General features: G+C 69.7%; 14 protein-coding genes and 2 pseudogenes. 12 read left to right on the forward strand and 4 right to left on the reverse strand.

The features are described from left to right. Positions 1-101: 101 nt before the first annotated feature. Complete coding sequence (locus QE454_RS12185) at positions 102-611, reverse strand: DUF3515 family protein (RefSeq protein WP_210074615.1); 510 nt, start codon at positions 609-611, stop codon at positions 102-104. 25 nt (positions 612-636) lie between these two features. Between QE454_RS12185 and thiL the strand changes: the two are divergent. After that, a pseudogene (thiL, locus tag QE454_RS12190) lies at positions 637-1,643 on the forward strand (thiamine-phosphate kinase). A 3-nt stretch (positions 1,644-1,646) separates the two neighbouring features. Here thiL and QE454_RS12195 read toward each other — a convergent pair. Then, positions 1,647-2,213, reverse strand: a complete 567-nt coding sequence (locus QE454_RS12195) for an RsmD family RNA methyltransferase (RefSeq protein WP_210074620.1) — start codon at positions 2,211-2,213, stop codon at positions 1,647-1,649. An 81-nt stretch (positions 2,214-2,294) separates the two neighbouring features. Here QE454_RS12195 and QE454_RS12200 point away from each other — a divergent pair. The 10 genes and pseudogenes from QE454_RS12200 (at position 2,295) to QE454_RS12245 (ending at position 10,547) form a co-directional block, all read left to right on the forward strand. Then, positions 2,295-4,470: pseudogene (locus tag QE454_RS12200) on the forward strand (ATP-dependent DNA helicase RecG). A 41-nt stretch (positions 4,471-4,511) separates the two neighbouring features. Next, the gene (gene coaD / locus QE454_RS12205) at positions 4,512-5,009 is read left to right on the forward strand and encodes a pantetheine-phosphate adenylyltransferase (RefSeq protein ID WP_103208883.1); all 498 of its coding nucleotides are present in this window, start codon (positions 4,512-4,514) and stop codon (positions 5,007-5,009) included. Positions 5,010-5,240: 231 nt separating this feature from the next. Beyond that, positions 5,241-5,735, forward strand: coding sequence for a DUF177 domain-containing protein (locus QE454_RS12210; RefSeq protein ID WP_103208886.1), 495 nt, complete (start codon positions 5,241-5,243; stop codon positions 5,733-5,735). A gap of 2 nt (positions 5,736-5,737) precedes the next feature. Further along, a complete protein-coding gene (gene rpmF / locus QE454_RS12215; protein WP_013586329.1) occupies positions 5,738-5,947 on the forward strand; it encodes a 50S ribosomal protein L32 in 210 nt (69 codons plus the stop codon). Between the two features lie 10 nt (positions 5,948-5,957). Then, the gene (gene rnc, locus QE454_RS12220; protein ID WP_210074624.1) at positions 5,958-6,650 is read left to right on the forward strand and encodes a ribonuclease III; all 693 of its coding nucleotides are present in this window, start codon (positions 5,958-5,960) and stop codon (positions 6,648-6,650) included. Further along, the gene (gene mutM, locus QE454_RS12225; RefSeq protein ID WP_307455146.1) at positions 6,643-7,533 is read left to right on the forward strand and encodes a bifunctional DNA-formamidopyrimidine glycosylase/DNA-(apurinic or apyrimidinic site) lyase; all 891 of its coding nucleotides are present in this window, start codon (positions 6,643-6,645) and stop codon (positions 7,531-7,533) included. The genes rnc and mutM overlap by 8 nt, the downstream gene beginning before the upstream one ends. A gap of 98 nt (positions 7,534-7,631) precedes the next feature. Further along, positions 7,632-7,919 carry a hypothetical protein gene (locus QE454_RS12230; protein ID WP_267787090.1) on the forward strand — a complete coding sequence of 96 codons (288 nt, stop codon included), beginning with the start codon at positions 7,632-7,634 and terminating at the stop codon, positions 7,917-7,919. Further along, a complete protein-coding gene (locus QE454_RS12235; RefSeq protein ID WP_309668670.1) occupies positions 7,919-9,739 on the forward strand; it encodes an alpha/beta hydrolase in 1,821 nt (606 codons plus the stop codon). Before QE454_RS12230 ends, QE454_RS12235 begins: the two co-directional genes overlap by 1 nt. 98 nt (positions 9,740-9,837) lie before the next feature. Further along, positions 9,838-10,266, forward strand: coding sequence for a hypothetical protein (locus tag QE454_RS12240; RefSeq protein ID WP_210074639.1), 429 nt, complete (start codon positions 9,838-9,840; stop codon positions 10,264-10,266). Further along, positions 10,263-10,547, forward strand: coding sequence for a WXG100 family type VII secretion target (locus QE454_RS12245; RefSeq protein WP_307455141.1), 285 nt, complete (start codon positions 10,263-10,265; stop codon positions 10,545-10,547). The genes QE454_RS12240 and QE454_RS12245 overlap by 4 nt, the downstream gene beginning before the upstream one ends. 42 nt (positions 10,548-10,589) lie before the next feature. On the opposite strand, the gene QE454_RS12250 is transcribed toward QE454_RS12245, so the two are convergent. Both QE454_RS12250 and QE454_RS12255 read right to left on the reverse strand, forming a co-directional pair. Continuing rightward, complete coding sequence (locus QE454_RS12250; protein WP_307455139.1) at positions 10,590-11,669, reverse strand: GNAT family N-acetyltransferase; 1,080 nt, start codon at positions 11,667-11,669, stop codon at positions 10,590-10,592. Between the two features lie 67 nt (positions 11,670-11,736). Then, positions 11,737-12,024 (reverse strand): hypothetical protein, encoded by a 288-nt coding sequence (locus QE454_RS12255; RefSeq protein WP_210074644.1) that lies wholly within the window; start codon positions 12,022-12,024, stop codon positions 11,737-11,739. Between the two features lie 454 nt (positions 12,025-12,478). Here QE454_RS12255 and smc point away from each other — a divergent pair, with 454 nt between their 5' ends. Further along, positions 12,479-16,030 carry a chromosome segregation protein SMC gene (gene smc / locus QE454_RS12260; RefSeq protein WP_307455134.1) on the forward strand — a complete coding sequence of 1,184 codons (3,552 nt, stop codon included), beginning with the start codon at positions 12,479-12,481 and terminating at the stop codon, positions 16,028-16,030. Positions 16,031-16,034 lie beyond the last annotated feature (4 nt).

A 16,034-nucleotide genomic window follows, 5' to 3' on the forward strand; every position in this document is an offset into this window, starting at 1 on the left:
CCGGCGTGCCCGGCAGGTCGGCCGGTAAAAACGCCGTCGCCGGGGTCGATCGCGTCGGCGTGGCGGGATGGTCCCGCCCTCGTGGTTCGTCGCCGCGCCCGTCAGGGCGTGGGCGTCGGAGTCGGCGATGCCGTCGCGTCGGATGCCGAGGTGCACACGGCCCCGGTCGCGGGCAGATACGAGCGGATGAGGGGCCCGAGAGCCTGCGCGACGTCGGCGCTGCTCGCGGCCGAGTAGTCGAGGTAGATTTGGACGGCGGGGCTGCGGCCGAAGGTCGTGAGCGTGTAGCGGTTCTCGGAGGCCTGCGACTCGTCGACGAGCCAGTCCACGCCGTCGAACGCTCGGCAGGGCAGGGTCGAGGGGCCCGGCGTCTCGAGCCCGCAGGTCATGAGGATCGCCGAGGGATCACCCCACGCTCCGGTCGACTGCGCGTCGGTCCACCGCCGCTCCTGGCCGGAGATCGTCTTCGGCAGGCGCGAGGTGATCTCGGCGCAGGCGGGGTTGTTCGCGTCCTTCGCCGGCTTCATCGCGACCGTGGTGCTGCACGCCGCGAGTCCCGGGAGGAGAGCGGCGGCGGCGAGGAGCGCGAGGAGGCGGGAGGAGCGGGGCACCCCTCCAGGCTAATAGCGTGGGGGAGTGACCGACGCCGAGACCACCCGTGCAACCACTGTGGGCGACCTGAGCGAGGGGCAGATCCTGCGCGGCATCCTGGATCGCCTTCCGCCCTCGACCGCGCCGGTCGGCCCCGGCGACGATGCCGCGGTGCTGGCCGTCCCCGACGGGCGGGTCGTGGCGACGACCGACACCCTCGTGCACGGCCCGGACTTCCGCCTGGCATGGTCGTCGCCGTTCGACCTCGGCTTCAAGTCGGCGGCGGTCAACCTCGCCGACGTGGCCGCGATGGGCGCGCGACCCATCGCCCTGCTCGTCGCTCTCGCGATGCCCGACGACACGCCGATCTCCTTCGTCCGCGGGTTCGCCGACGGTCTCGCCGCCGCGTGCGCGGAGCTCGCCCCCGACTGCGCGCGGTCGAGGGCGGAGACCTCACCGTGTCGGACACGCTCACGATCGCCGTGACCGCCCTCGGCAGTCTCGACGGCCGCGAACCCGTGCGTCGATCGGGGGCGCGTGTCGACGACGGCGTGTACGTGATCGGCGAGCTCGGCGAGGCCGCACGGGGGCTGGAGGTGCTGTTCGACAGGTTCACGGATGCCGCGGGCACCCCCGTCGCTGTCACGACCGAGGCCCGCGAGGCTCTCGACGCCGACGACGCGCGCGGACTGGCACGTCAACTGACGCCCCGCCCCCCGATCGCCGAAGCCCTTCGGGCGGCGGACGCGGGGGCCACCGCGATGATGGACATCTCGGACGGCCTGGTGCTCGACGCCACGCGCTTGGCGGACGCGTCGGGCGTGACGATCGCCCTGGACTCCGCGACCCTCGGTGCGGACCCCGGACGCGCTCTTGGCGGGGGAGAAGACCACGGGTTCCTCGTCACCTTCCCGATGGATGCCGACCCGCTCGGTCGCCGCGTGGGAACGGTCGTGACGCGCGGGGACCACGCGCTGACCGTCGACGGCCGGCCGTGGACAGGTCGCTCCGGGTGGGACCCCTACCGCGACTGGGATGCCGGACGCGGCTGAGGCTCAAGCGCCTCGCGGCCGACCCCACCACATGGTCGTGTCGCCGTAGGCACGGTCGCGCTCGGCTTCCAGGCCCGCGGCGGCCCAGTCGGGGGCGGCCGAGCGCTTCGCGCGTTCGACGATGACCGTCGCATCGGCACTGAGCCGAGGGGCGAGAGCGACCAGGGCTCTGGTGAGCTCGTCGTCGGAGAGGTCGTAGGGCGGATCGAGGAAGACGAGATCCCACTCGAGGCCGGATGCCGTGAGAAACGTCGTGACGCTCGCGCGGTGCACCCGAGCGGGGGCGGCGACGCCGGCGGTTCGAACCCGATCGGCGTTGCGACGGATCAGGGTGGCGGCGGGGGCCGAGAACTCGACGAGGTCGGCGGAGGCGGCGCCGCGGCTCAGGCTCTCCAGCCCCAGCGCCCCGGACCCCGCGTACAGGTCGGCCACGCGCGCGTCGTCGAGGAGCCCGGCGGACTCGAGAGAACCGAACAGCGACTCGCGGACGCGGTCGCTCGTGGGACGAGTGCCCTTGGGTGGGACGTCGAGGACGGTGCCTCCGGCGCGGCCCGAGATGATGCGCGTCACCTGTTCAGCCTAGAGTCCCCGGCGCCGCGGCCCGGTGCGCGCACGCGCGGCGATGTCCGAGGGCCTGCCTAGACTCGGATCATGCCCGGATTCTCGCTCGCCTCGCGTCTGGACGGCGCCATCGGGGGCAAGACGGCGACGGCATTCGACAAGGCTTTCGGCGTGAAGACGGTGGGCGAGCTCCTCGAGCACTATCCCCGTCGGTATGCGCGGCGAGGCGAACTCACCCCCATCGACTCGCTGCCGCTCGGTGAGCCGGTCACGATCGTCGCCGAGGTCGTCAGCGCGAACGAGCGTCGTATGCAGAACCGCCGCGGCTCGCTCCTCGAGGTCGTCATCAGCGACGGCGACGGACGCATGTCGCTGACCTTCTTCAATCAGCCGTGGCGCTTGAAAGACCTCACGCCGGGCCGCCGCGGCATCTTCTCGGGCAAGGTGGGCGAGTACCGCCGGCAGACGCAGCTGACGAACCCCGACTACGAGCTGTTCGACGACATCGCCGAAGCCCGTGCCGAGGCTGAGGTCACGGCGAAGCGGCCCATTCCGATCTATCCCGCGACGAGTTCGATCCCGAGCACTCTCGTGCAGAAGACGATCTCCCTCGTGCTCGACGGACTCGGAGAGATCGAGGATCCTCTGCCCGACGACGTGCGGTCGCGCAGAGGACTCCTTCCCGCCCGGGCGGCGTTCGAGCAGATCCACCGTCCCGAGAACGACGACGACATTCTTCCCGCGATCGCGACGCTGCGCATGCACGAGGCCTTCGTCCTGCAGACCGCGCTGCTCCAGCAGCGGCAGTTCGTGCGGGCCCTGGTCGGCGACGAAACGCCGCGCTGCGCCCGGCGGGCTCCTCGAACGCTTCGACGCGATCCTGCCGTTCGAGTTGACCCCGGACCAGCGGAGCGTCGGTGCGCAGCTCGCAGCCGACCTCGTCGCGGACTGGCCGATGAACCGTCTCGTGCAGGGTGAGGTCGGCTCGGGCAAGACGCTCGTGGCGCTGCGCGCCATGCTGCAGGTCGCCGAGTCCGGCGGTCAGTCCGCCCTCATCGCCCCCACCGAGGTGCTGGCCGGCCAGCACCTGCGCTCGATCGCCCGCATGTTGGGGCCCGAGCTCGCCCCCGAGATCATGCCGACGCTCCTTACCGGGCAGATGCCCGCTGCCGAACGGCGCAAGGCCGCGCTGCGCGTCGCGTCGGGTCAGGCGCGCATCGTCGTGGGGACCCACGCGCTGCTGAGCGCGACCACCACCTTCGCCGACCTGGGCTTCGTCGTCGTCGACGAGCAGCACCGCTTCGGCGTCGACCAGCGAGAGGCGCTCCGCTCCAAGGGCAGCTCCCCGCACACGCTCGTCCTCACCGCCACTCCGATTCCTCGTACGGTAGCGATGACGGTGTTCGGCGATCTCGACGTCTCGACCATCCGCACCATGCCGGCCGGGCGTGCCGGCATCCAGTCCTTCGTCGCGCCGCTGGCCGAGAAACCCGCGTGGTTCGCCCGCGTGTGGGATCGCGTCGCCGAGGAGGTCGCGCTGGGCCGCCAGGCCTTCGTCGTGTGCGCCGCCATCGACTCCGACCAGCTCACCGCCGACGAGAAGACCGACGAACCGGCCGACGCGCCCGCCGCCGCGGCCGAGGGCGCGCGCACGCGCTGGGGGGTCGTCCAGGTCGAGGCTCTCCTCTCGCGATTGCCGACGTTCACCGGCATCCGGGTGCAGATTCTGCACGGCAAGATGCCCTCCGACGAGAAGGACGCCGTCATGCAGGCCTTCGCGCGCGGCGACATCGACGTGTTGGTCGCCACCACCGTGATCGAGGTCGGTGTCGACGTGCCGAACGCCTCGACCATGGTGATCCTCGAAGCGGACCGCTTCGGCGTCTCGCAGCTGCATCAGCTCCGCGGTCGCGTCGGCCGGGGCGGCCTCCCGGGCCTGTGCCTGCTGGTGACCGAGGCCTCGCCCGGGACGTCGGCGCGCGCGCGCGTCGAGGCCGTCGCCGCAACGCTCGACGGCTTCGCCCTCGCCGAGGTCGACCTCGAGCTGCGCGGGGAGGGAGACGTGCTCGGCGGCGCGCAGTCGGGGGCGCGTTCGTCGCTGCGTCTGTTGCGCGTCGTCACCGACGCCGATCTCATCACCGAGGCCCGCGCCGAGGGCGAGCGGATTCTCGCCGACGACCCGGCCCTGCTGCGGCATCCCGGTCTCGCCGCCGCTCTCGAACGCCGCGTGGGTGTCGAGGAGCGCGCCGCTCTGGCGAAGTCCTGACCGGCGAGCCGCTCTGAGGGCCGCGTCGGTAGGCTGACGGCATGGACCCCCGGATCGCCGTCGTTCCCGGCTCATTCGACCCGCCCACCCTCGGCCACCTCGACGTCATCCGTCGAGCGGCCGGCCTGTTCGATCAGCTGCATGTGCTCGTCGTCCACAACCCGGGCAAAGAAGCGATGCTCCCCATCGCCCAGCGGCAGAGCCTGCTCGAGCGGTCGATCGCCGAGGCGGGCGTCGAGGGCGATGTGATCGTCGCCGCGTGGAGCATGGGTCTGCTCGTCGACTACTGCACCGAGGTGGGGGCGAAGGTGCTGGTGAAGGGCATTCGCTCTCAGGTCGACGTGGCCTACGAGACGCCGATGGCGATCGTCAATCGCGATCTCGCGCACGTCGAGACGGTGTTCCTGCTGCCCGACCCCTCCCACGCGCTCGTCTCGAGCTCGCTCGTACGTCAGGTGGCCGGCCTCGGCGGCGACGTGTCGCCCTACGTCCCGCCCGCCGTCGCGCGCTTCCTCGACACCGGCGCCCGCGGCATCTGACCCGCGCCGTCCCCTCCACGCATAAACGCGATCCGCGCTCAGAAACGCGCGCTCCTCGCGTTTGTGAGCGCTGAGAGCGTTTATGCGTGGTGTGAGTTCTCGGAGTGCGGCACCGGCGCGTCCGCCCGGCCCTTGCTCAGGGGCGCACGGGTAGCATTGACGACCGTGAGAACTCGCCGACCCGGACCCTTCCAGCTCCCCGTACGCGACATCGAGCGCCACCCGGGCGAGATGCGCGAACACACCCTCGACATCCCGACCCCCGAGAAATGGGGCGAGGGCCTGCTCTCCGTCCCCGAGGCCGAGATGCTCGAACTCGATGTGCGTCTCGAATCCGTCCACGAGGGGATCCTCGTGTCGGGCACGGTGGACACCAGCGCCACGGGGGTGTGCGGACGCTGCCTCATCGACATCGTCGAGCCTGTCGAAGTCGAGTTCCAGGAACTTTTCGCGTATCCTGGGGACGAAGCGAGTGACTTCGACGTTCAAGACGACCACGTGGATCTTGAAAATCTGGTCCGGGATGCCATTGTCCTGTCGCTTCCGTTCCAGCCGGTGTGTCAGCCGGACTGCCCCGGGCTCGACCCGAACACGGGCGAGAGGCTGACGGAAAGCCCCGGCACCACGGAGCAGGAGCCTGTCGATCCTCGATGGGCTGCGCTCCAGCAGTACACCCCAGACGACGGCGATGCGCTCCGCGCCGCCCCCAAGACAGAGAAGAGCTAGTCATGGCAGGTAACCCCCCGAAGCGGAAGGTCTCCCGCTCGAACACCCGCTCGCGTCGTGCGCAGTGGAAGGCTGAAGCCCCCGCGCTGGTCAAGACCATCGAGAACGGCAAGGTCGTCTACAGCCGTCCTCACCAGGCGAAGGTCGTCACCGACTCGCAGGGCACCGAGCTCTTCCTCGAGTACAAGGGCCGCAAGGTCGCCGACGTCTGATCGGCGATTCGTGACGCGTAAGAACGTCGAGCGCACAGCGCTCACCGAGAAGCTCGGGGTCGAGATCGACCCCGAGCTTCTTTCTCTTGCTTTGACGCACCGCTCGTTCGCCTACGAGAACGGCGGCATCCCGCACAACGAGCGTCTCGAGTTCCTCGGCGACTCGGTGCTCGGCCAGGCCGTCACGGTCCGGCTGTTCACGCGGCATCCCGACCTGGATGAAGGAAGTCTCGCGAAACGTCGCGCGAGCGTCGTGTCGACGGTGGCGTTGGCCGAGGTCGCCCGCACGATCGGTCTTGGCGACCACGTGCGACTGGGTCGGGGCGAGATCCTCACCGGTGGGCGCGACAAGGATTCGATCCTCGCCGACACCATGGAGGCCCTCATCGGGGCGACGTTCTTGTCAGCCGGCCCCGACGCGGCGACCGGCATGGTGCTTCGCCTGGTCGAACCGCTCCTCGCTGACCCGGAGCGCTACGGCGCGGCGATGGACCCGAAGACGAGCCTGCAAGAGATCGCTGCCCGCCTGGGACTGGCGGCACCCGTGTACGTGGTCGAGGCCACCGGCCCCGACCACGACCGGCGGTTCACCGCCACCGTCACAACGGGCGACGTCGTCACCTCGGGCATCGGCTCGAGCAAGAAGCACGCCGAGATGGCAGCGGCGCTGACCGCGTGGCGCGAGCTCGACGCGCGTGCCTGAGCTTCCCGAGGTCGAGGTTGTCCGCGCCGGCCTCGAGCCCGCCGTGTCCGGTGCACTCGTCGCCTCTGTCGACGTGCGCGACGAGCGGGCGCTGACCCGGCACACCGGGGGAGCGGCGCACTTCGAGGCGGAGCTGACCGGCCGGCGCATCGCGTCCGCCGTGCGGCGAGGCAAATTCCTCTGGATGCCGATGGCCGACGATGAGGCCATCGTCACCCATCTCGGGATGAGCGGCCAGATGCTCCTGCGTACCCCCGGGGCGCCGGAGGAGCGGCATGAACGCATCCGCATCGAGTTGGAGCATCCGGTGCACGGGTCGCTTTCGGTCGTCTTCGCCGACCAGCGCACCTTCGGCTCTCTCGCCGTCGATCGGCTCGTCGATACTCCCGATGGAGCCGCGGGCGGACGCGGCTCGGAGCTCGCCCGCGTGCCGACGCAGGTCGCGCACATCGGTCGGGATCCCCTCGACCCTGCGTTCGACGTCGCGCGATTCCGCGCGCGATTGGCGCGGACCTCCTCGGGGATCAAGCGCGTGCTGCTGGATCAGACGGTGGCGAGCGGTATCGGCAACATCTACGCCGACGAGTCGCTGTGGGCCGCGCGTATCCACCCCGAGACCGCGGCATCCGATCTTCCGACGCGTGCTGTCAATCGGCTACTCGGCGAGGTGCAGGCGGTCCTCGAGAAGGCCCTTGCCGAGGGTGGGACCAGCTTCGACGCGCAATACGTGAACGTGAACGGTCAGGCCGGCTACTTCGCCCACTCGCTGAACGCCTATGGGCGTACAGGCCAGCCGTGTCCGCGGTGCGGGCGCCCCATCGTGCGGGTGTCGTTCATGAACCGGTCGAGCCACTTCTGCCCGCGCTGCCAGAAGCGGCGCTGAAAGGACCACGGGCCGCGCGCTCCAGAGCAGCTGAGTCGTCGGGTGATTTATGCCATCGTTCTCGTCGGTAGCGTTGCGTAATCGGTACAGTGTTGGCGATGAACGGCTGGTCAGTGGATCCGGAAGGGCTGCGTTTCGCGGCTTCGGTCGTCCGGTACGCCGTACAGATCACTGAGCCGGAGACGGCAACGGCGGCGACCGCACGTGTCGGCGATGCTGAGCTCGCCGCGGCGTTGTCGGCGTTCATGCAGGCTCTGACAGGCGGGTGGATGCAGCGGGTGTCCGCGACCGAGGGTGTGTGTCAGACGTTGGCGGCCTCGGCGACGTTGTATGAAACAGCCGATGAAGAAGGTGTTCGTGACGTGCGCCAGGCGGACCATTTCTGATGGCAGAACTGGGGCAGACCTCCGACCCGATTTCCTTGGTGCCGGGCTCGGTCGGAGACGTCCAGGCGATTGTCGAGCTGTGCGCCCGGCGCTCGCGTGTCGCACGGCAGGCCGCCGAGACGGTGGGCAGGAAGAAGAACATCGACGACTGGGTGGGACAGTCCGCCGACGCCTACACCGCCCGCGTGACCCAGGTGGCGACCGCGTGGTCCGACGCGGACGAGGCGCTGGCCCGTGTCGGCGCCGCGATGCGCGCATACGCTTCGGCGTTGGCGGGGGCACAGGCGAGAGCTGCGACCGCGATCGAGGGTTGGGATTATGCGCGGTCCCTTCAACGCACGGAGCAGACGGCCGGTGCGGAGTCGCCGGGCTTCGTCCAGCCCTTCTCCGGCGCGTGGCCCCTCGTGTTCGCCGGGGGCGCCGACACGAGTCCGCCGCGCACGAGTGCGGAGGCGTTCGCAACGGCTGACAGCTGGCTCGCCGAGGGGAGGAGATGGGTGGCCGATGCGGCACGCACCGCAACCGCGGCTGTGGCTGCTGCGACCGCGGTGCTCCGTGCCGACAGCGGATCCGTGTGGGCGTCGGCGAGCGCAGCCCTCGGAAGCGGGCCGGTGACGCCGGCGACGGCGCTGTCGGTTCTGAAGTCGTTGCGCGGCGATGACCTCACGTCGCTGCTATCGGCGCGTCCCGACCTTGCCGCTCTTCTCTCGCAGGCCTCGCCCGCCGATGTCGCGAGCTGGTGGTCGGGTCTCGACGGTGACCAGCAGGAAGCGCTGGTCCACGCTGCCCCCGCCGTCATCGGCAACCTCGGCGGAGTGGCCTACCGCGCGCGTGACGAGGCCAATCGCATCGTGCTCGACCAAGCGATCGAGGATGCCAAGCGCAGCCCCCTCGACAAGTCGGAGCAGATCGCGGCGCTAGAGGCGTTGAAGAAGTCGGCCCAGAGTCACACGTTGGTGTCGGTTGTGCTTGACGAACCTCCGCTCGCGCAGGTCGCCGTCGGCGACCTGGATGCCGCGAGGAATGTGTCGTTCATCGTGCCGGGGATGAACTCGAACGTGGCGGGTGACATGGCGACTTACGTCGATGCTGCGAAGCAACTCCAGTACGCGCAGCGCCGTGCAGGCGGCGGAGAGCTCGGCGACTACGCTGTTATCGCGTGGCTGGGCTACCACCCCCCGACGAACGATATGCCGGTGGACGTGGCATTCAACGGGAAAGCCGAGGCGGGCGCACCCGCCTTATCGAAAGACCTCACGTCGATGGCTGCTGTTCACGAAGCATCGGGCATCCCTGCCTCGGTTTCGGTCATTGCCCACTCTTATGGCACCAATGTCGCGGCACTCGCACTCACCGACGCTCACGCGGACCACGTCGTCCTGCTCGGCTCGGCCGGTGTAGACAATCAAGTAGACAACGTCCCGGACCTGAATGTGCCTCCCGGACAGGTGTTCGCATCTCAAGCCCGTCACGACGGCTGGGCGCCTATCGGGCAGATCACCTCGTACGTCGTCCTAGACGGACGCGTCGACCCGACAGCGACATCGTTCGGGGCGCGCGAGTTCTCCTCGGAAGCTGGCATCGCCCCCGGCGGCGAGATGCTGCGCGCGGTTGACAAACACGGACCGTTCGGCGATGGCTCGGAGACATTCAGCTACTTCGATGCGAACACGACCGCGCAGTTCAACACGGCGTTGGCAACGACGGGCCGCGGGGACGAGGTCATCGTCGACCAACCGCTGACAGAATCAGACCTCATCGGGCCGCATCACTCGAGCGGATCGAATGAGTACCCGGTCGGGTGGAACGGCATTCGTTGACTATGAACAGACGCACTTACATCGCAGTCAGCGCGCTGCTCGTCGTCCTGCTCACCGCTTGCTCACCCGGTGGCGACCAGAACTCGAAGGGACCCGACGTGACCCCAGAAGATATCAAGGCGCAGATCCTCGATCTCTACGAGGCGAGCGCAGCCGCGGTCGCGGCTGAGGGCTGGAAAGTAGATGACGCCTCGTGGCTAGCTTGCGCCGACGACTCCGCGGGACCGCGTGTGAAGTTGTCGTTTGCCGCGTCCCGCTCCGAGCCATTGCCGAGCGCTGCCGCTGATCTCATAGCAAACGCGCAGAAAGTGTGGCAGGAGCGAGGACACGACGTGACGGTCGAGCGCGACACGAACCTGACTCCGCCACGGTGGATTCTTTCTGATCCGCCTTACCTCACGGGCACCGAACCGGATGGCAGCTACTATCTGCTGGACGTCAGCGATCGCGCTGTCTACTTCCAGGCCACCAGCGCCTGCGTACCCGGCGACATCTTCGAACTCACGAGCCCCACGCCGACCCCATGACCCTCAGGTTCGATCCCCAGCGGCACGCGGAGACGATCGCCGCTTTGCGACGGGTGATCGCTGGCATCCAGGATCAGCTGGACGGCCTCGATCGGGAGGTCACCGCACTGCGTGGGCAGTGGTCGGGTGCCGCGCAGGCGGCGTACGAGCGTACTCACCGAGAGTGGGCGGACTCCATCGGTCGCTTGCATTCCGCGCTGGGTGATGCGACGGGAGCGGCGCAAACCGCCGGTGACCGTCTCACCCAGACCGAGACAGATGTGACCGCACTGTGGTCATGACACGAGAGGGGGACGGGACTCCAGACCCGTCCCCCTCTCGGGTCACAGCACCTTCTTCCACACTCCCTCGTACGAGATCGGCGCGAAGCCGATGGCTTCGTTGATCGAGAGCATGGGGCGGTTCTCTTCGGCGTTGTAGGTCAGCACGCGGGGTGACTCCGGTGCGACGTCGTGCCACGCGAGGAGTCCCGCGCACTTCACGAGCATGCCGAGCCGGTGGCCGCGGTGGGCCGCGACGACGAGGGTGTCCTCCTGGCTGGTGGCAGAGGTGCGGTCCTTGCCGATGACGAGTTCGTTGAAGGCCGCAAGCTCACCGGTGTCGACGTGCTGGGCGGCGGTGACGAGCATGTGCCGTCCGGTGTCGGTGTAGCCGGCTTCGTAGCGGCGCACCCGACCGGCATCCCACACCTCCTCGTCGAACTCGAGGTCCGCCGAGGGGGCGTCGGTCACCATGCGCGACTTCATCCACGCGAACGCGTCCACGAACTCGTCGGGCGTGGGCAGAGTCCACTGCACGATCCGGTAGCCCGAGGCCGCCTGTTCGGCCTCAGCGAGCAGTTGCCCAAGACGCGGTCGTGCTCCGGCGAGATCCAGCGAGCTCACACGCACGATCTGTTCGAGCGAGAATCCGGATGCCAGAAGAAACCGCGCCGCGTGATCCCGCGGGATCGAGCCGAATCCCGTCGGTGCGTCGAGGCGCGGTCCGTCCGCGGCGGGATGTTCGGCCCACGACTGCAGGACGCTACGTCCGTTCTCGCGTGCAACGTTCTCGATGAGGGCGTAGGCGGCGCGGCCGATGCCGTGCCCCCAAGCGGAGCGGCGCAGTTCGATGAGCCAGAACCCGGTGCGGGCGCCCTCCTCCTGCGGGAAGTCGAGACCCACGCGCCCGACGACCTCGCCGTGGTGGACGGCGATCCATGCGAATCGCTTCATCTCAGGTCGGGGTTGGTAGAGCGGGAGGAGCTCGTCGGCGGGCATGAACGAATCGTCGTGCCCCGAGATCTCGGCGTAGACGAGGTTGCGGAGGCGGACCATCTCGCGGAAGTCCGCGGCATCCGGATCGTCGATGCGGGCGGGGATGTGAAGCGGGCGCAGCTCGAGGCCGGCGGGGAAGGAAGTCATTCGAAGGTCTTTCGTCGGATGAGACGGGGGAGGGGTGGGGCCGGCCGCGAGGCCGACCCCACCGGAATCAGAACGGCGGGCGGCTGAAGGCTGCGGTGCTCTGCCAGGCCCGCTCGCGGCGGTCCCGCTCGGCGGCCGCGTCGCGAGCTCGCAGGGCTTCGACCGCGCGGTGGTCGAGGGCGCGGGCCCGGTTGGCGTGCCGGTTGAGCAACCAGAGCCCCAGACGCAGCGACAGGCGGTCGAGCAGACCCAGCGGCCGGTAGGCCGTCGTGTCGAACGTGATCGTGGAGGGAGTGGGAGGGGTGGAAGGCGCGGCCGAGGAGTGCTGCGGCGCGCGCGTGAACAGGGCGTTCATGCGGAAGCTCCGTGAAGAAGATCTGGCGAGGAGGAAGCGCGTCGAGCAGACAGCTCACGCGGGGGCGGACGCAGAGGGTCCGGGTGGCCGACGTCGAGGAGACGGGCTCACGGGAAGCGGAGACGACGAGGCGTCTCGACGCGACGAACTAGCCCTGACGAGGGGGCATGCCGACGGCGGTGGTCACTCCCGTGGCGTATGCGGAGAGCACGGGGACGGCGATGAAGCCGGTGGCGGTGAAGCCGGTCGTGGTGCGAATCATGGAAGTAACCTCCTTTCGACGTCGGTTGCGACCTCAGACGCTAGCGAAGGCTGTCAGCGAATGTCAAGCTCCCGCTCAGATTGGGGCGCGTGCCGGGCGCGTCGAACCGCGCCCATCGGCCCGCCGCCGCGGAATCCTGCGGTTCCTCGGATACCGTGAACACGCGGGTCGATCGAGCGGAGGGCGGGTGACATGCACCTGAAGAGCGTGACGCTCAAGGGCTTCAAGTCCTTCGCGCAGTCGACCACCTTCGCCCTCGAGCCGGGCGTGACATGCATCGTCGGACCGAACGGGTCGGGCAAGTCCAACGTCGTCGACGCCCTGGCCTGGGTGATGGGGGAGCAGGGGGCGAAGACCCTTCGCGGCGGAAAGATGGAGGACGTCATCTTCGCCGGCACCTCGACGCGGGGACCCCTGGGGCGCGCCGAGGTCCAGCTGACGATCGACAACGCCGACGGTGCGCTCCCGATCGACTACAGCGAGGTGACGATCAGTCGCACGCTCTTCCGCACCGGCGCGAGCGAGTACGCCATCAACGGGCAGACGTGCCGCCTGCTCGACGTGCAGGAGCTCCTGAGCGATTCGGGCCTCGGGCGCGAGATGCACGTGATCATCGGGCAGGGCCGCCTCGACACCGTGCTGCAGGCATCGGCGGAGGACCGTCGCGGGTTCATCGAGGAAGCCGCAGGAATCCTCAAGCATCGCCGACGCAAAGAGAAGACCGTCCGCAAGCTCGAGGCGATGGAGACGAACCTCACGCGCTTGAGCGATCTCGCCGGCGAACTGCGCCGGCAGCTCAAGCCGCTGGGCAAGCAGGCCGAGATCGCTCGAGAGGCGGCGACGATCGCCGCGGTGGTCCGGGACGCGAAAGCGCGCCTCTACGCCGACGAGCTCGTGCGTCTGCGCGCGGAACTCGCCGACGCCGCTCGAGCCGAGAGTGAGCGCCACACCGAGCGGCTGGGCCTGCAGGAGCAGTCGGAGGGGCTGCGCGGTCGGGTGGAGCGCCTCGAGAACGACCAGCGCTCCGACGCCGTCGACCGCGCGCGCGGTGTCGCCTTCGCGCTCGAGCAGGTGCAGGAGCGACTCCGGGGGCTCTACACACTGGCCGGCCAGCGCCTGACGCTCCTCGGCGACGACGAGACGGACGGGTCGGGCTTCGCCCCCACGGTGACACAGTCGATGATCGACGACGTCCGCGCCGAGATCGACGACATCGCCGCGGGTCTCGGAGAGGCTCAGGATGCCGCGGCAGAGGCGTCCCGAGCGGTGACGCGTGCCCGCGCCGACCTCGACGCGCTCGACGTCGACATCGCTGCACAGAGTGCCCTGGTGTCGGAACACGACATGAAGATCACGAGCCTGCGGGGAGCGGCGGATGCGGCGAGCTCGGCCCTTGCCGCCGTGCGTGCCGGTGTCGACCGGCAGCAGCGGGCGCTCGACGCCGCGCTGATCCGACGGGCGGAAGCCGAGCAAGCCGTTGCCGAGCTGGATCCCGATGTGGTCCCCGAGGCCTCGACGGCCGAGCACGCGGCCGCCTACGAGCGCGCTCAGCGCGACGCCAACGACGTCGAGGCGCGCGTGTCCGGCCTGCGCGAACGCCTGCACGCCGCCGAGCGTGAGCGCGACGCGCTCACCGCGCAGACCACCGCTCTCGGCCGCGCCCTGGATGTCCGCAACGCGGCCGCCGATCTGATCTCGGCCGGGGGTTCCGGCATCCGGGGTCTCGTCGGCGACGACCTCAAGGTCAGGGCCGGATACGAAGCGGCGGTGGCCGCGGTGCTCGGAACCCTCGCGGAAGGGTTGCTCGTCGACGACGCGGAAGCGGCGTTCACCGCGGCCCGCACGGCCGCCGAGGCCGACCTGGGTCTGGTCGAGATCGCTCTGGCCGACGCCCCCGGGCCGGGGGAGTCCCTGCCGGCGCTCGAGGGTGCGGTGCTCGCAGCGGATGTCGTCACGGCCTCGCCCGGGGTGCTCGGCATCCTGGCTCGCGTCCTCATCGTCGAAGACCTCGACGCCGCGCGATCGGCGCAGTCGAGTCTGGCGGACGGGCTCACGGTCGTCACCCGCTCGGGCGAGGTCGTGACCGCGCGGACCGTTCGCGCCGGCTCGGGCTCGGGCCGGTCGCGCCTCGAACTCGCCGCCGAGCGCGACGCCGCCGTGGAACGGCTCGACGAGGTCGTCGTGATCGTGGATTCGCTGAGAGAAGCCCTCGCCGACGAACAGCGTCTGCAGGTCGATGCGCGCCTGCGCACGAAAGACGCTCTTTCGACCCTTCGTGCGCATGACGCAGCCCTGGCCGCTCACGCGGAGAAGGTCAACCGCGTGACCGTGCGCCACGAAGCCGCGGTCGCCGAGTGCGACCGTCTGGTCGCGGGGCTCGCGCAGACCGAGAGCGCGGTCGCCGAGGCGGAGGACGCGGCACGTCGGGCCGACGATGCGCTGGCCCGGGCCCTCGACGCGCCACGCCCGCTCCTCGACGCCTCGGCGCGCGAAGGAATGGCGGCAGAGGTCGACGCCGCGCGCGAGACCGAGATGCGCGCCCGCCTCGACATCGAGACGCTGAAAGAGCGCGTCCGCGCCGGTGAGGCTCGCATCGTGCAGCTCGAGCAGCAGCGGGAGCGCGAGCGAACCGCGGCCGCCGAGGCGGCACGCCGTGCGGTGCTTCGCCGGGCGCAGCGTGAGATCGCGGCGGAGGTCGCCGGCCACCTCCCGGCCCTGCTCGACTCGGTCGATCGCTCGGTCAGTCAGGCGCGGGTGGAGCTGGCGGCCGCGGAGTCCGCCCGCACGGCGATCACGGAGGAGCTCTCTCGTGCTCGAGCCGACGAGTCCGTCGTACGAGAGCGTCTGGCACGGCTCACCGAAAGCGTGCACGGGCTCGAGCTGCAGATGCACGAGAAGAAGCTCCACGTGACCGGTCTTCTCGAGCGTGCTCAGTCCGAGCTCGCGTTGGACGAGCACATTCTCGTTTCGGAATACGGCCCCGACCAGCCCATCCCCACCGAGAACGCGGAGGAGGGCATGCCCTTCGATCGCGCCGCTCAGAAGCGCCGGCTCCAGGATGCCGAGCGCAAGCTGTCGCAGCTCGGCCGGGTGAACCCGCTGGCCCTGGAGGAATTCGCCGCGCTCGAGCAGCGCCACGCCTTCCTCACCGAGCAGCTCGCCGACCTGCAGCAGACGCGCGCCGATCTGCAGACGATCATCGCCGACCTCGACGAGCGCATGCAGACGATCTTCGTCGCGGCCTTCGAAGACACGCGTGCGGCCTTCACGGAGATCTTCCCGATTCTCTTCCCGGGAGGGGCCGGCAGCATCTCTCTCACCGATCCCGAGCACCCGCTGACCACCGGCATCGAGGTCGCGGTGCGTCCGGTCGGCAAGAAGATCGAGCGGCTCTCGCTGTTGTCGGGCGGAGAACGCTCGCTCGCGGCGGTGGCGTTCCTCACCTCGATCTTCACGGCGCGCCCGAGCCCGTTCTACATCCTCGACGAGGTGGAGGCGGCGCTCGACGACGCCAACCTGGGTCGTCTGCTCGGGGTCTTCGAGAAGCTCCGCGCGAGTAGCCAGCTCATCGTCATCACCCACCAGAAGCGCACCATGGAGATCGCCGACGCGCTCTACGGGGTGTCCATGCGTCAGGACGGGGTCTCGGCGGTCGTGGGCCAGAGGGTCGGCGATCGCGCCACCGCGCGAGCGACGCAGGATCCCGTCGCGAAGACCTCCGACGAAGCCGCCCCCGTAAGCTGAAGCA

It is taken from the genome of Microbacterium sp. SORGH_AS_0454 (assembly GCF_031453395.1).
GTDB lineage: Bacteria > Actinomycetota > Actinomycetes > Actinomycetales > Microbacteriaceae > Microbacterium.

Bases quoted from the DNA above. Each gene is read 5' to 3' on its own strand.
- coaD (WP_103208883.1), top strand. From the start codon at position 4,512: ATGGACCCCCGGATCGCCGTCGTTCCCGGCTCATTCGACCCGCCCACC.
- QE454_RS12210 (WP_103208886.1), top strand. From the start codon at position 5,241: ATGCGCGAACACACCCTCGACATCCCGACCCCCGAGAAATGGGGCGAG.
- rpmF (WP_013586329.1), top strand. From the start codon at position 5,738: ATGGCAGGTAACCCCCCGAAGCGGAAGGTCTCCCGCTCGAACACCCGC.
- QE454_RS12230 (WP_267787090.1), top strand. From the start codon at position 7,632: ATGAACGGCTGGTCAGTGGATCCGGAAGGGCTGCGTTTCGCGGCTTCG.
- QE454_RS12235 (WP_309668670.1), top strand. From the start codon at position 7,919: ATGGCAGAACTGGGGCAGACCTCCGACCCGATTTCCTTGGTGCCGGGC.
- QE454_RS12245 (WP_307455141.1), top strand. From the start codon at position 10,263: ATGACCCTCAGGTTCGATCCCCAGCGGCACGCGGAGACGATCGCCGCT.
- QE454_RS12250 (WP_307455139.1), bottom strand. From the start codon at position 11,669: ATGACTTCCTTCCCCGCCGGCCTCGAGCTGCGCCCGCTTCACATCCCC.
- QE454_RS12255 (WP_210074644.1), bottom strand. From the start codon at position 12,024: ATGAACGCCCTGTTCACGCGCGCGCCGCAGCACTCCTCGGCCGCGCCT.
- smc (WP_307455134.1), top strand. From the start codon at position 12,479: ATGCACCTGAAGAGCGTGACGCTCAAGGGCTTCAAGTCCTTCGCGCAG.